General features: G+C 43.2%; 15 protein-coding genes. 13 read left to right on the plus strand and 2 right to left on the minus strand.

The genetic code is table 11. The features are described from left to right. Positions 1-101 precede the first annotated feature (101 nt). Entirely contained in the window at positions 102-1,877 is a 1,776-nt protein-coding gene (locus FHS86_RS10490) for a hypothetical protein (RefSeq protein WP_429413057.1), read from the minus strand. Between the two features lie 27 nt (positions 1,878-1,904). Then, positions 1,905-2,279 (minus strand): hypothetical protein, encoded by a 375-nt coding sequence (locus FHS86_RS10495; RefSeq protein WP_429413059.1) that lies wholly within the window; start codon positions 2,277-2,279, stop codon positions 1,905-1,907. A gap of 239 nt (positions 2,280-2,518) precedes the next feature. On the opposite strand from FHS86_RS10495, the gene FHS86_RS10500 reads away from it, so the two are divergent. From FHS86_RS10500 to FHS86_RS10560, 13 genes are all read left to right on the plus strand, one after another. Further along, positions 2,519-3,208 (plus strand): Crp/Fnr family transcriptional regulator, encoded by a 690-nt coding sequence (locus tag FHS86_RS10500; RefSeq protein WP_429413061.1) that lies wholly within the window; start codon positions 2,519-2,521, stop codon positions 3,206-3,208. A 120-nt stretch (positions 3,209-3,328) separates the two neighbouring features. Further along, positions 3,329-3,967 carry a TetR/AcrR family transcriptional regulator gene (locus tag FHS86_RS10505; RefSeq protein ID WP_429413063.1) on the plus strand — a complete coding sequence of 213 codons (639 nt, stop codon included), beginning with the start codon at positions 3,329-3,331 and terminating at the stop codon, positions 3,965-3,967. An 11-nt stretch (positions 3,968-3,978) separates the two neighbouring features. Next, the gene (locus tag FHS86_RS10510; RefSeq protein ID WP_429413065.1) at positions 3,979-5,235 is read left to right on the plus strand and encodes a TolC family protein; all 1,257 of its coding nucleotides are present in this window, start codon (positions 3,979-3,981) and stop codon (positions 5,233-5,235) included. Between the two features lie 2 nt (positions 5,236-5,237). Beyond that, on the plus strand, positions 5,238-6,164 hold the full coding sequence (locus tag FHS86_RS10515; RefSeq protein WP_429413067.1) for an HlyD family secretion protein: 927 nt from the start codon (positions 5,238-5,240) through the stop codon (positions 6,162-6,164). 10 nt (positions 6,165-6,174) lie between these two features. Further along, positions 6,175-7,074 carry an ABC transporter ATP-binding protein gene (locus FHS86_RS10520; protein ID WP_429413068.1) on the plus strand — a complete coding sequence of 300 codons (900 nt, stop codon included), beginning with the start codon at positions 6,175-6,177 and terminating at the stop codon, positions 7,072-7,074. A 13-nt stretch (positions 7,075-7,087) separates the two neighbouring features. Continuing rightward, positions 7,088-7,834 carry an ABC transporter ATP-binding protein gene (locus tag FHS86_RS10525; protein ID WP_429413070.1) on the plus strand — a complete coding sequence of 249 codons (747 nt, stop codon included), beginning with the start codon at positions 7,088-7,090 and terminating at the stop codon, positions 7,832-7,834. 68 nt (positions 7,835-7,902) lie between these two features. Then, positions 7,903-9,009, plus strand: coding sequence for an ABC transporter permease (locus FHS86_RS10530; protein ID WP_429413072.1), 1,107 nt, complete (start codon positions 7,903-7,905; stop codon positions 9,007-9,009). Positions 9,010-9,061: 52 nt separating this feature from the next. Continuing rightward, complete coding sequence (locus FHS86_RS10535) at positions 9,062-10,180, plus strand: ABC transporter permease (RefSeq protein WP_429413074.1); 1,119 nt, start codon at positions 9,062-9,064, stop codon at positions 10,178-10,180. Positions 10,181-10,263: 83 nt separating this feature from the next. Continuing rightward, positions 10,264-10,983 carry a ThuA domain-containing protein gene (locus FHS86_RS10540; RefSeq protein WP_429413076.1) on the plus strand — a complete coding sequence of 240 codons (720 nt, stop codon included), beginning with the start codon at positions 10,264-10,266 and terminating at the stop codon, positions 10,981-10,983. Between the two features lie 117 nt (positions 10,984-11,100). Further along, complete coding sequence (locus FHS86_RS10545; RefSeq protein ID WP_429413078.1) at positions 11,101-11,403, plus strand: Dabb family protein; 303 nt, start codon at positions 11,101-11,103, stop codon at positions 11,401-11,403. Between the two features lie 9 nt (positions 11,404-11,412). Further along, on the plus strand, positions 11,413-12,396 hold the full coding sequence (locus tag FHS86_RS10550; RefSeq protein WP_429413080.1) for a type I phosphomannose isomerase catalytic subunit: 984 nt from the start codon (positions 11,413-11,415) through the stop codon (positions 12,394-12,396). A gap of 8 nt (positions 12,397-12,404) precedes the next feature. Continuing rightward, the gene (gene yihA, locus FHS86_RS10555) at positions 12,405-13,004 is read left to right on the plus strand and encodes a ribosome biogenesis GTP-binding protein YihA/YsxC (protein ID WP_429413082.1); all 600 of its coding nucleotides are present in this window, start codon (positions 12,405-12,407) and stop codon (positions 13,002-13,004) included. A 129-nt stretch (positions 13,005-13,133) separates the two neighbouring features. After that, positions 13,134-14,072 carry a ribose-phosphate pyrophosphokinase gene (locus FHS86_RS10560; RefSeq protein ID WP_429413084.1) on the plus strand — a complete coding sequence of 313 codons (939 nt, stop codon included), beginning with the start codon at positions 13,134-13,136 and terminating at the stop codon, positions 14,070-14,072. Positions 14,073-14,099 lie beyond the last annotated feature (27 nt).

Raw genomic sequence — 14,099 nt, forward strand, 5'->3', positions numbered from 1 at the left:
TATCTTAGTGGACGCAAATGATTGCCATGATGTATTGCACAATAACAAAATGAGCTGTCTTTTCATTTAAGACAGCTCATTTTACTTACTACGGCAATTTTCTAATTTGCCTTGGTTGTGGTATTAAAGGTTACCCTGCCCTTTTCTTCCAATGAACCATTTTTGACATAGCAATAGGGTGCAAATTCGCCGGCTTCTGTTGGGTGCCATGTGTTTTTTGTGGTTCCCAAACCGGATAGTGTAATCGGATATTCCCAGTATCCTCCGCCGTCTGAAACCCACTCAACAAACATCGCCGGGGCAGGTAAGGTCCAGGAGTCTTTAACTTCCACTTCCACTTCTTTTGACGCTCCAACGATCGTTTGGGCAAAATCATTATCCGACTTTTTCTCCATTGATTCCGGAGTGTGCCAGATAGGAATATTTGGAAGGACGGGCAGGGTAGGTATATCCCAATGTTTATTAACCACCTTAAGGTCGATCCATGCTCCGCCACCGATTCCAATTCTGGAAGCCAGGTTCGCTCCCCATCCAATGTATGTTTCGGGAGCTTTAGTTCCTTCTACATCAAACCGTGCACCTGCACCAACACTAAAATCATACTCGGCTCCAATGGCCATGTTAATCTCCGGACCAGCCACTGCATAGATAGCAAAGCCCATTGTTGGTTTTATGGTATAAACCTGTTTTAAGGTAGCCATCGCTTCAATTGTTAAAGGGTGGAAGTGTTGGTCGCTAATGTGGCCTTTTTCGTAATTAAATACCGGTCCCCAGTCAAGATGATCTCCTTTCCAGTTGTCCCAATGATGTGCATGGGCCCCAATCTCAAAGCGGGGGATATTATATTTTACTGTATATCCCGAAGAAATTCTTGCTTTTCCGTCCAAGGTGATTTCTGTACCCAGATTAAGTGCAAATTCAACATCAATAACTACCGGAATTGTTGCTACCGGAAATGTAAATTGGATAACTACCGGCAGAAGCAGTTGTGATTCGTCGTTTACCAGCGGCACTTCACCTTCGGCAATCAACGCGGCATCAAACCAGGCTTCAATATCCATATCTGATGCGATCACTTTAAAACTGGCTGACTGAGATGTAAACCCAATACTCTTGCTGTACTCGGCGCTTAGCTTTGAATACCATGAAAAGCCAAAATCTTCAAGTACTAATTCAACGGGACCATGCAAAGGTATTGAGAACGGATCATCGAATTGGTGGCTGAACCCAACCTTGTTGTTTTCATTGAAAGATTGTTCCATACTTGCTGATTTGCTTGCAGGCAAATACATTTCTTTACTCACTGAAAACAGAAGTTCTTTTTTTCCTCCGATTTTCATGCTTATTTCACTGGGATGTATGCGCTTATCCTTATCGGTCAGGGCTGCACTTAGTTCTTCATCATTCATTGTGCTCAAACGCATTGATTGCATCTTTTTGTAACTGTAATCGGGACTAAAATCGAAATTTAAACGTGCATTATCAAAAATATGTGAAATTGACCCCGGGCTGGTTTTAAGCTCATATTCGCCTCCATTTTTTGTTACTTCAGTAATTTTTCTGAGAAGCACATCCTTCTCCATTTTAATAAGCAAAACCATGCCTGTGTCGAGATCAGTTTCGAGCTCATCGATTATCCCCGCTTCATCAAATTTTAAAACTTCTGTTGCGTCGTCATATGAAACCCCCTGCTGTCCCCCGAATGTTAATTCGCTGTTGTCCAGAATAAGCAAATCATTGTTTAATATTAAGCGTTCTCCATGATCATAAACAGGTGTTGGATCTTCTATAATGACTTCTTTCTCGCACGAAGAAAAGAATAGCAGAAAAAATAGAACTGTGAGAAAATTTACTGTATAATTTTTTATGTTTTTCATCGCGTATTATTTTTTATGATTGCAGGATTAAAACGGGTTCTCCATAATCTTAACCAGGAGTTGAGATAATTGCCCCATTTGTAGTGATTCGGCTGTTGCAGCAATGTCCGCCAGGTTATTCATTTCTCCTTTCTGTACAAAAAAGTAATACTTCTGTTCGTTTAGATCTTGAAAAAATACCTGTCCTTTTGAATCGGTTGGTAGAGACTGAACGGCATGCTCTCTGTTTGTCCAATCTTCTTTGGTGTTGTAAAGTGTCACTGTTGCGCCTTCAACAAAAACCATGTTATCGGTTACTACCGTAAATTCGAGTTGCGGTGCTGATAAAACATACTCGGTTTCATTACAGCCCTGCAAGATGAGAACCAGACCTGTAAGCAATACATAAATCCATTTTTTCATAAATATTGTCTTAGTGGTTTATTTTAAAATTTTTGTCGTTGATTAATGGTTTTTTTACTCGCTTTATCTGTAGCCTTGTGCAATACGAGTTTGGAAAATAAATATGTTTTTGCATTTTGTGTTAGAATTTGTAAACACAAATGTATTTAGAAATAGAAAATTTATATTTAACATATGATAAATAGTGGCTTAACAAATGGTAATTTTTTTTATTTTTAAAACTTAATAATTCTGATACCATGACGTCGCTCGACCAAGATGATTTTATAAGATACCAAACCCAATTATATGAGTTTATAAAAGTAACCAGTCCTGTTTCTGAAGCTACATGGGATCAGATGTGCAGTATTATGCGTTTTTATAAGGTTGAAAAAGGAACTAGGTTGCTTGATTATATGCGTGTAGAACGTGCTGTTCGATTTTTGGGAAAAGGAATTGTGAAATGCGAAGACCATTTTAATGGAAAATCATTTGTATATGACTTTAGAATAGCGCCCATTATCCTCAGTGAAACAGTCTCTTTTTTAAATAACAAACCTTCCCGAATTACTTTGGAAGCATTAACTGATTGCGAATTTATTGAGTTTCCTGCCGAGCATTTTATTCCTATGATTTTCTCAAATCTCGATTTGGCAAAATTTGCAACAATGGGTGTGGCTAACTACCTGGCAATGACGCACTATAAAGTTGCTTTGCTTCGTACTATGAGTGCAGAGAAACGATATAAACAGTTTTTGCGTGAGTACCCGGCAGTAGTAAAGTATTGTGAGTTAAAAGATATTTCTTCGTATTTGAATATTACACCACAAAGCCTTAGCCGAATCAGAAAGACAATCCGTTGGGCTGAGAATGAAAAAGAACTGGAAGCACTGAGTAACGAATTAGATGTGGTGTATAAAGTTTATTCTCCCTCATCTCCCGAAAAATAGGTTTCTTCTTTTCAAGCCCATAATTTAACCATCCGGTTAAAAATTTTCATCCAGGTATTTGATTTGCTATTTCTGTTTTCTAATTTTACCAAAAAGTTTAACCAAATAGTTAAAGTTAAAATGAAGGGCGTAAAACAGGAAACAGAAAAAAAAATCATCAGTGCTGCTCATGAGGTGTTTATTGAGAAAGGACTGGAGGGGGCACGTATGCAGGAAATTGCCGACCGTGCCGGGATCAACAAGGCCTTGCTGCATTATTATTTCCGATCGAAGGACAAGTTGTTCGACGCCGTATTTCAGGACATTATCAGTGTCATGATTCCTGAATTTGCCAAATCGTTTCAGTCCGACCTGTCAATCGAAAACATGATGAGGACCTTCATTGAGTTTTATAATACAATTTTCAAAGAGAATCCCTATTTACCACAGTTTTTCTTTCACGAAATATGGCAACACCCCGACAAACTGGCTGATTTGATTCGTTCACAGAACATCAGGCCCCGCGATATCATCGGGAAAATTGAGCAGCAATTGCCTGTTTCGGAACAGACCGAATTTTTTCCACAGCACATGATTGCCAATGTGATGGGCATGTGTTTGTTCCCACACATTGCACGACCGCTTTTTCAGCGGATGTTTTTTGATAATAACGAAGCGAAATATAGTCAGTTTTTGGATGAGCGTACTGCTTTCCTTATCGACCTGCTGTCGGGTATGGGGCATCATTCTGAAGGCATGCCACCTGATGATAATTTCTAAAATATCACCCTATGAAGATTCGTATACTTTTTATGCTAATGTTGTTTTCAAGCCCGCTTATGTGGGCACAACAGTCTTTTACTCTTGAACAATGCAGGCAAATGGCCATTGCCAATTATCCCCGTATGGAGCGTTTGGTCCTGTTGGAAAAGCTCAATCAAATTGAACAGGAAAATACGGGTTCAGCCTGGTTGCCCGATGTTAGTGTGCATGCACAGGCCACTTACCAGTCGGATGTGATAGAACTCGATCTGCCGGTTCCTGGTTTCAACTTCGAACCCTTATCAAACGATCAGTACAAAGCCTGGTTGGAGCTAAAGCAAATCATTTGGGATGGCGGGATCAACAAGGCACGTCGTATGGCGAATGATGTCAGCCTGAAAACCAGTCAGCAGCAGCTTGAAGTTGAGGCACATCAACTGAGCCTGATGGTGGAAAATCTTTTTTTTATGCTGGTATTAAGCGAACGCAGCGAGGCCATTTTACAGCAGCAATTCGAGGTCTTGCAGCAGCAACTTACAAAAGCCGAAACAGCGGTTAAGGCTGGCATGATCCGCGAAAAAGATCGTTTGCAATTGACCGTTGAACAACTGAATATGCAGCAAAAGATACAGGAGGCAAGGCATCAGCGCCAGGCCTTGCAAGAGGCAATGAGCATAACTACAGGTGCCCGGCTCACGGCTGCTCAGCTGCTTTTACCTGACGATATTGCACTTGACGAGGGATGGGAGCTGCGACCTGAGCTTTCATTGTTCTCAAAACAGCAACAACAACTTGGTGCAGCCAATGAGCTGCTTGTGCGCTCGCGCTATCCTAAATTATTCGGATTTGCACAGGCCGGATATGGAAAGCCGGGCCTGAATATGCTTAACAACAGCATGGATGCTTATTATGTGCTGGGAGTTGGCTTAAGCTGGAAAGTATTCGACTGGAACAATACGCGCCGAAGTATTGAAGCCAATGCAGTACAAGGCGAAATGATTGAGATCGAAAGAGCGCAGTTTATCCGGCAGGTGGAGCTGAGTTTAAGTGAAACAAAAGAAGACATCGAAAAACTGAAAAGTCTTATCGACTACGATGTTAAAGTATTAAAAATGAGAGCGGATATTCTCAGGGCAGCCACCCTGGAACTTGAAAACGGAACCATCACGGCCAGCGATTATCTGGGCGACCTGAATGCCGAAACCATTGCGAAAATCAATCGCGAAATTCATCAGATTCAGCTTTTGAAAGCAAAAACAAAATACAATTCACTTTTAGGCCTTTAATTATGAGAACAAATCAAAACAATGGATTAGTAGCCATCGCATTGGCACTGTTTTTCCTGTCGTTTACATCCTGCGACCGGCGTGCCGGGCTGGCCGATGCCTACGGTCATTTTGAAGCCGACGACCTTATTGTTTCGGCACAGGGGAACGGGCTGCTCGTTGCTTCGGTAATCAGGCAGGGAAAGGAGATAGCGTCTGACGAGCAACTCGGACAGATCGATACCATGGCCCTGTTTCTCCAGAAAGAACAAATCAAGAGTCGTCAACAGGCAGTATTTTCTCAAATTAAACAACTCAGGGCACAAATCGAAGTTCAGAAACAGCAATGGGAAAATGTGAATACCAATTACCAGCGCATTCTCAACATGATCGAAGGGGGTGCAGCAACACCGCAGCAACGCGACGATGCAGCCGGACAACTCAGAATGATTGAGAAACAAATACTGGCAGCCGAAGCTCAGATTGAGGCCGTAAGGGCCGAAGTCGGCGTGTTGAGCAAACAGAAAGATGTACTTGATGATCAAATTTCGAAATGTGCCATCATCAGCCCCGGAGAAGGCCTGGTGCTTGAAAGCTACATTGAAAAAGGTGAACTGGCAACAGTGGGTAAACCATTGTACAAGATGGCCCGCCTGGGAGAGCTCGATTTTCGTTGCTATTTGTCGGGACAACAACTTCATAAGGTAGAACTGGGACAGAAGGTTAAGGTGTATATCGATGGAAGCGATGGAGAAATGCTGGAATATCCCGGCATCATCTCGTGGATTTCGGAACAGTCGGAGTTTACCCCGAAAATTATTCAAACCAGGGAAGAACGAGTTAAACTGGTTTATGCTGCAAAAGTCAGGGTGAAGAACGATGGTCGTCTGAAGCTGGGTATGCCAGGAGAAATGAGGTTCACTGAACCTGGAAAAGAGCAAATAAAATAGCACTTTCAAGATGATTCGAGTAAAGCACTTATCGAAGAAATACGGCTCAAGGGAAGCATTATCCGATGTTTCACTGAAGGTGGAAAAAGGGGAGTTGTTTGGTCTGATTGGTCCCGATGGGGCCGGAAAGACAACACTCATGCGCATGTTGGTTTCTTTGCTTATACCCGATGGCGGAATTGCAACAATTGCCGGAAACGATGTGGTAAGGGATTATCGTGAAATAAGAAAGATGCTTGGCTACATGCCCGGTCGTTTTTCATTGTATCACGACCTGACAGTGGAAGAAAATCTGCAGTTTTTTGCATCGGTTCATCGCGTGAATATTCGGGATAACTTTCACCTTATTGAGGAAATTTACAAGCAGTTGCTTCCTTTTAAGAACCGAAGGGCCGGAAAACTGTCAGGTGGAATGAAACAAAAACTGGCCTTGTCGTGTGCCCTGATTCATCAGCCCGACCTTTTGGTGCTTGACGAGCCCACCACCGGAGTTGATGCTGTTTCGCGAAATGAATTCTGGAACATGCTGGCCAGGTTGAAATCCGAAGGAATTACCATTTTTGTTTCGACCCCGTACATGGACGAAGCTTCACGTTGTGAGCGGGTGGCCCTGATTGGTCAGGGCCGGATTATGTCGGTCGATTCGCCGCAAAATATTGTGAAACAGTTTGGAAAAGTACTTTGGAAGGTGAGCGCCGCTGATACCTATCGCTTATTGTGCGATTTGAAGAGCTGGCCGCAAACTGTTTCGGTATATCCTTTTGGCAGATACCTTCATTTAACGGTCAGTGAGCGAACCCAAAAAGCAGATATTCTGCAATTTATGGAAGAACGCAAGCATCGTCCTGAAATTTTTGAGGATTTCTCGAATATCGAAGACGTGTTTATGGATTTGATGGCAAAGCAATGAGCTAACTGAAAAAATGATGAAGCAGCAGGATAAAATAATTGAGGTAAAGGAATTGGTTAAGAAATTTGGACATTTTATAGCCAACGATCACCTCACCTTCGATGTTTACCGGGGAGAGATTTTTGGTTTTCTGGGAGCAAACGGAGCAGGCAAAACCACGGCCATGCGTATTTTGTGTGGTTTGTCGAAGCCCACTTCGGGTAAACTATGGGTCAATGGTTTCGATGTTTATACCGAAAGCGAGAAAATAAAAAAGACCATTGGCTACATGAGTCAGAAATTTTCGCTCTACGAGGATTTAACGGTGAATGAAAACATCCGTTTTTATGGCGGAATTTACGGAATTCCTTACAGAGAGCGCAAGGTAAGGCAGCAGGAACTGCTGGAGCACCTGGATATGCCCGGAATAAAAAATCAGCTGGTAAAAGATTTGCCCCTTGGCTGGAAGCAAAAGCTCGCCTTTATGGTGGCCATCTTGCATCGTCCCGGAATTGTATTTCTTGATGAGCCCACCGGAGGAGTGGATCCGCTTACCCGGCGTCAGTTTTGGGAAATGATTTACGAAGCCGCCGCGGGTGGAACCACCATTTTTGTTACCACGCACTACATGGATGAGGCCGAATACTGCGACCGGGTTTCCATCATGGTCGATGGCCGCATCGAAGCACTCGATTCGCCCGGTCAGCTGATCGGGCACTATGGCGTTTCCAGTATGGAAGAGGTATTTCTGCAATTGGCGCGCAGGAAAAATGCTGGTTAATCAGTGAGCTGTGTGATGAAAAGATCCGGTTTGACCGGAAATTGTATGAACAAACGAAGTATTCGAATATGATCAGTTTTATCGGTTTCATCAAAAAAGAGTTTTTTCATATCTGGCGCGATCCGCGTACCCTTTTGGTTATTTTGGGTATACCGATTTCACAAATGCTGCTTTTTGGTTTTGTAATTCGAACCGAAATTCAGGATGTTAAGATTGCGGTTTACGATCGCTCAAACGATTATCTGAGTTCCAGAATTATCGGGCGCTTGGAAGCATCATCCTACTTTTCCATTGTTGATCAGTTGGACAACGACGATGGGGTAGAAGCCATTTTCAGGCGCGGAAAAATCAAAGAAGTAGTGGTTTTCGAACCCGGCTTTGCACAAAAAGCAGAACGTGAAGGAAGTGCCGGAATACAACTGCTTGTCGATGCCAGCGATCCCAATATGGCACGACTTATTACCACCTACACAAGCCAGGTAATTCGTTCGGTAGAGGAAGAGGAATTTGGAAAAATGCAGCTGCCCATGCAAATTGAGCTCGAAAGCCGAATGTTTTACAACGAAGAGGTACGAAGCGTTTACATGTTTGTACCCGGACTAATGGCAATGATCATGATGCTGGTTTCGGCCATCATGTCGTCGGTGTCGATTACCCGTGAGAAAGAACTGGGTACCATGGAAGTATTGCTGGTTTCACCGCTGCGCCCGGTTCAGATCATACTGGGCAAGGTAACGCCATACCTGCTTGTGGCCTTTATCGATGCGGTGCTGATTGTACTGATGGCCACGCTGGTATTTCAGATGCCGGTGGCAGGAAGCCTGAGTTTGCTGATGCTGGTTTGTTTTCTGTTCATTTTTCTTTCGCTGAGTCTTGGCATTCTGATTTCAACCATCGCCCCCACGCAGCTGATTGCCATGTTTATTTCGATGATCGGGCTGATGCTGCCAACTTTGCTGCTTTCGGGATTTATTTTTCCAATCGAAAACATGCCCCTGGTTTTGCAGTGGTTCAGTGCCCTGATGCCGGCCCGTTGGTTCAACGACATTGTAAAAGACATTATGCTCAAGGGAAGTACCTGGATGGGAATTATGAAAGAAGTGTCCATTTTGCTTGTAATGAGTGTGCTGATTGTTGTAGCGAGTGTGAAAAAATTCAAAGTGAGGCTGTCATGAAACCGGTTTATCAGGGAGATGATCTGCCCTTAAAATTATAAAATGTAGTACCATGCGAACCTTGTTCTACCTTTTGCAAAAGGAACTGATACAAATCCTGAGAGATCGCCGGATGTTGGGCATTATTCTGGTAGTGCCGGTTTTGCAAATGCTGATTTTGGTGTATGCTGCCAATTTTGAGTTGAAAGATGCAAAGCTGATCATGGTCGATCACGACCGGAGTGAAAGCTCACGCGCACTTTATAATCAGTTTTCCGGTTCACCTTTTTTTAAGGTACAGGGCATTGTCAGCGATAGTGAAACAGCAACAGATTGGTTGGCAGCCGGTCGTGCCGATTTGATTATAACCGTACCGGCCAATTTTGAACGTAAACTCACTCGTGAGCAGCATGCGCAATTACAGTTGATTGTGAATGCCATCAACGGTTCGGCTGCTGAAATTGCTGTTGGGTATGCACAAAATGTGGTCCTTGGTTTTAATAAAAACATTGTAGCCGAAACCCTGGGTGTTCCGCTCGAAGCAAATGGTTCACGTATACAAAGCAACGCTGGTTTTTGGTACAACAAGGCGCTCGACTACAAGCATTACATGGCACCCGGAATTCTGGTGATCCTGGTTACCATCATCGGCATGTTTCTTTCAGGAATGAACCTTGTAAAAGAGAAGGAGCTGGGTACCACCGAGCAGCTGAATGTTACGCCCATTAAAAAATACCAACTGATTGCGGGGAAGCTGATTCCGTTTTGGTTCATTGGTCTGCTCGATCTGGCTTTTGGCCTGATAATAGCCAGGGTGGCTTTTGATTTGCCAATCGAGGGAAACCTGTTGGTTCTGTTCTTGTTTGCAGCAGTGTATCTCGTTGGTATTTTGGCTGCAGGTTTGTTTATTTCAACCATGGCCGACTCTCAGCAGCAGGTACTCTTTATTGCCTATTTCATCATGATGATTTTTGTATTGATGGGTGGAATTTTTACTCCGGTTGAGAGCATGCCCCGATGGGCGCAGATTGTCGATTGGTTTAATCCGGTTTGTTATTTCATCGATGTTAACCGGATGGTTTTACTGAAAGGCTCTTCCCTGGCCGATATTTTGCCACATCTTGTTTTTGCGCTTCTTTTTGGTGTGACGATGCTTGTGCTTGCCATTGCAAAATATCAGAAAAGAGCCTGAAATTCTAACAAAAAATGCCTGAATTCGTTCCTATAGTGCTGCTGTTTTCAGTTGGCTTGTTGAATCAATTAAAAGTTTAAACCATGAAGTGGATTTTTTTCGTTGCCATTCTGTTCTTTTCATCCACCTTAAAAGCAGGTGATATTTCGGTTTTACTGATTACCGGAGGGAAAAGTTTTGAAGAAGCAGCCTTTTTCAATCTATTCGACGAAATGGATGGACTGACATGGAAACATGTGACCCAGCCCGATGCCAATCAAATGATTTTGCGCAGGCAGCTGAACGACTACGATGTGCTGGTTTTTTACGATATGTATCAGGAAATAAACGAGGATGAAAAGGCAGCCTGGCTCAAAATGACAGAAGATGGAAAAGCACTTCTCTTTCTGCACCATTCCTTGCTGTCGTATCAGCAGTGGGACGAATACCGCACAATTGTGGGTGGAAAGTATTATGATGAAAAGCGATACAAGGGTACACCGCCTTCGGGCTATTCAACCTACCGTCACGAAACAAAGTTCCTGGTGCAAAGTGCGCATGACGACCATCCGGTAACAAGGGGCCTGAAATCCTTTGAACTCTTCGATGAAGTATATGGTAATTTTGAAGTGCTCCCTCAGGTAGTTCCACTGCTTTTGACCAATCATGAAGCCAGCGGAAAGGTCATTGCCTGGGTGCATCGTTACCAGAATTCACCGGTTATCTATCTTCAACCTGGACACGACGGACATGCATTCAGCAACGAGGATTATCGTTTGCTGCTTGGTCGGATGATTGGCTGGCTGGCAGGTACAAGTTATTAACTGTAAGCAATGGCTGCCAATTCTTTTTACTAAAATTCTTTGTTTTAATCCTGTTGCTCTATCTTTGCAAGGTTTTCTTTGGGATTTCAAATAATAAACTTCAAAAAATACTGAAAAATGATCAATCATGTTGTTTTATTTAAGCTGAAAGAATTTGCCAATTCGCAGGAGAAGGAGCAAGCGCTTGAGTCATTTAAATCGAAATTGCTGGCACTGAAGAAAGCGATTCCGGAGTTGAAGCACATCGAAGTTGGCAGGCACCATGAACTGGAAGCACCTTCGTACGATTTGTGCCTGATCAGTCATTTCGATTCTCTGGCCGATCTGGATGTTTACCGGGTTCATCCTGAGCACATGAAAGTGGTTGATTTTGTGAAGGAGATTACCGTTGAACGTGCTGCAGTTGATTTCGAATTTTAAGTATTCAACATGAATTTATATCCGTTAAAGTTTGAGCCAATTCTCAAGGAACGCATCTGGGGAGGAACACGGCTGGCAACGCAACTGGGAAAAGATTTTCAGGGCAGAAAAAATATTGGTGAAAGCTGGGAGTTGTCGGCTGTTGAGGGGGACATTTCGCTGCTAAGTAACGGTCCGTTGGCAGGTAACAGCCTGCAGGAATTACTGGAGATCTACATGGATGAACTGGTAGGTGAGAAAAACTACAGGAAGTATGGGAATGAGTTTCCTCTTTTGATTAAGTTCATCGATGCCAATGCCGATTTATCGATTCAGGTACACCCCGACGATCGTAAAGCCAGGGAGCGTCATCATGCTTTCGGAAAAACCGAAATGTGGTATGCGCTCGATGCTGCCGATGACAGCCAAATAATTACCGGTTTTGAACGCGACACCAACCGGGATGAATTCATCGCGAAACTCGAAGATGGAAGTCTCACCGAACTATTTCACTACGAAAAGGTAAGTAAGGAAGCAGTTTATTTTGTTCCGGCACGCCGTGTACACGCTATTTGTTCGGGCAATTTGGTTGCTGAAATTCAGCAAACATCGGATATCACTTATCGCATCTATGATTACGATCGAAAAGATGAAAATGGTAAGGGACGCGACTTGCACCTCGACATGGCTTTGGATGTGATGGATTACACGAAGGTGAAAAATCCACTTGTTGAATATGAAGCAAAACAGAACGAGCCTGTTCAACTGGTTTCATGCGAGTATTTCACCACCAACCGGCTGGAACTTACACGTCAGGCCGAACGTGACTATTATGCAATTGATAGCTTTGTGATCGTGATTTGCACTGCGGGTGCAATGAACCTCGTTAGTCGCGATGGTGAAAAAACGCATGTGAAGGCCGGTGAAACGATACTCCTGCCTGCAAGTCTTGGCAGTATCGTTTATGAGCCACTGAACGATAAAGTAGTTTTTCTTGAAGTTTACACCCAATAACAATTCTTATGATTATTCATGATGCCCGTTTTGTGATTAGTAATACCGATATCGATAAGTGTCCTAATTCGACAAAACCCGAGTATGCATTTATTGGCCGTTCAAATGTCGGAAAGTCATCATTAATCAATATGTTAACCGGCCAGAAGAAGCTGGCAATGACTTCGGGGAAACCAGGAAAAACCCGCCTTATCAATCATTTTATCATCAATGGACAATGGTACCTGGTTGATTTACCCGGATACGGCTATGCTAAATCGTCGAAAAGTGACCGGAAAAAATGGCAGCAGTTCATTCGCAAGTACCTGCTTCACCGAAAAAATCTCTATGGAATTTTTGTTTTGATAGATGCCCGGCTTGAACCCCAGAACAACGATCTTGAATTCATGCAGTGGCTGGGTGAGAACCAGATTCCTTTTGTGATTGTATTTACGAAGGTTGATAAACTGAATAAAACCGACCAGGATCAGTTTGAACAGCGCTATGCCGATAAATTACTTGAAACCTGGGCCGAAACGCCCATCATGTTTCAAAGCTCAGCTGAAACCGGTCTGGGACGTGAAGAAATACTCGATTTTATTGAAAAGGTAAACAATGCTGATCAATAACATGAAAAAAGGCGGCCCCTTTTTAGGAGAAAGTTGTAAATTGAAACAAGCTAAATTAACAGGCCCTGTTGAATGAGAGGGTTTATTTTATATTTTTGAGCCATCAAATCAAAACAAAATTCTTAAAGCATGCCACGTAAAGCCCCGCTTAAGGTTTTCACAGGAACCTCAACTTCCTATCTCACAGAACAAATATGCAAACATCTGAACATCGAAATGGGTAAATCATCGTGCCCGCGTTTCAGCGACGGTGAGTTTGAACCCTGTTTTGAAGAAACCATTCGAGGTTCCTATGTTTTCATTGTTCAGTCAACATTTCCCTCGGCCGATAATTTGTGGGAACTGCTTTTAATGATTGATGCAGCTAAAAGGGCTTCAGCCTACAAAGTAATTGCTGTTATTCCTTATCTGGGTTATGCCCGTCAGGACCGAAAGGATAAACCCCGCGTATCGATTGGTGCCAAAGTGGCTGCCGATGTTTTGTCTACCGCAGGCATCGACCGCCTGATTGCCGTTGACCTGCACGCCGACCAGATTCAGGGTTTCTTCAATGTTCCGGTTGACCATCTGTATGCATCTTCGTTATTTGTTCCTTACATTAAAGAAATGAACTTACCCAACGTGGTAATTGCTTCACCCGATGTGGGCGGAACCAAGCGTGCCAACACTTACGCCAAGCTGCTCGAAACCGACCTGGTGATCTGTCATAAAACCCGAAGTAAGGCCAATGTTGTTGGAAACATGACCGTAATTGGCGATGTAAAAGGCAAGGATGTCATTCTTGTTGATGATATTATCGATACCGCAGGAACCATTACAAAGGCAGCTGGTTTGCTTATGGATAAAGGAGCCAACAGTGTTAGGGCCTTTGCAACCCATCCGGTACTTTCGGGCCCGGCATACGAGAACATTGAAAATTCAGCACTCGAAGAAGTTTATTTTACCAATACCATTCCTTTAAGGAAGGAATCTGATAAAATAAAAATCATATCATTGGCACCCTTGTTAGCCGATGTGATCGATAAGGTGTATTACTATAAGTCGATCAGTACTTTCTACATTCAGTAAAACGGAAGAAGATTAAATGATAACGAA

The organism is Roseimarinus sediminis (assembly GCF_050433125.1).
GTDB classification, from domain to species: domain Bacteria; phylum Bacteroidota; class Bacteroidia; order Bacteroidales; family Prolixibacteraceae; genus Roseimarinus; species Roseimarinus sediminis.

What these genes read in the sequence shown, in the direction of transcription:
- FHS86_RS10490 (WP_429413057.1), bottom strand. Translation starts at nt 1,877, where the DNA reads ATGAAAAACATAAAAAATTATACAGTAAATTTTCTCACAGTTCTATTT.
- FHS86_RS10495 (WP_429413059.1), bottom strand. Translation starts at nt 2,279, where the DNA reads ATGAAAAAATGGATTTATGTATTGCTTACAGGTCTGGTTCTCATCTTG.
- FHS86_RS10500 (WP_429413061.1), top strand. Translation starts at nt 2,519, where the DNA reads ATGACGTCGCTCGACCAAGATGATTTTATAAGATACCAAACCCAATTA.
- FHS86_RS10505 (WP_429413063.1), top strand. Translation starts at nt 3,329, where the DNA reads ATGAAGGGCGTAAAACAGGAAACAGAAAAAAAAATCATCAGTGCTGCT.
- FHS86_RS10510 (WP_429413065.1), top strand. Translation starts at nt 3,979, where the DNA reads ATGAAGATTCGTATACTTTTTATGCTAATGTTGTTTTCAAGCCCGCTT.
- FHS86_RS10515 (WP_429413067.1), top strand. Translation starts at nt 5,238, where the DNA reads ATGAGAACAAATCAAAACAATGGATTAGTAGCCATCGCATTGGCACTG.
- FHS86_RS10520 (WP_429413068.1), top strand. Translation starts at nt 6,175, where the DNA reads ATGATTCGAGTAAAGCACTTATCGAAGAAATACGGCTCAAGGGAAGCA.
- FHS86_RS10525 (WP_429413070.1), top strand. Translation starts at nt 7,088, where the DNA reads ATGATGAAGCAGCAGGATAAAATAATTGAGGTAAAGGAATTGGTTAAG.
- FHS86_RS10530 (WP_429413072.1), top strand. Translation starts at nt 7,903, where the DNA reads ATGATCAGTTTTATCGGTTTCATCAAAAAAGAGTTTTTTCATATCTGG.
- FHS86_RS10535 (WP_429413074.1), top strand. Translation starts at nt 9,062, where the DNA reads ATGCGAACCTTGTTCTACCTTTTGCAAAAGGAACTGATACAAATCCTG.
- FHS86_RS10540 (WP_429413076.1), top strand. Translation starts at nt 10,264, where the DNA reads ATGAAGTGGATTTTTTTCGTTGCCATTCTGTTCTTTTCATCCACCTTA.
- FHS86_RS10545 (WP_429413078.1), top strand. Translation starts at nt 11,101, where the DNA reads ATGATCAATCATGTTGTTTTATTTAAGCTGAAAGAATTTGCCAATTCG.
- FHS86_RS10550 (WP_429413080.1), top strand. Translation starts at nt 11,413, where the DNA reads ATGAATTTATATCCGTTAAAGTTTGAGCCAATTCTCAAGGAACGCATC.
- yihA (WP_429413082.1), top strand. Translation starts at nt 12,405, where the DNA reads ATGATTATTCATGATGCCCGTTTTGTGATTAGTAATACCGATATCGAT.
- FHS86_RS10560 (WP_429413084.1), top strand. Translation starts at nt 13,134, where the DNA reads ATGCCACGTAAAGCCCCGCTTAAGGTTTTCACAGGAACCTCAACTTCC.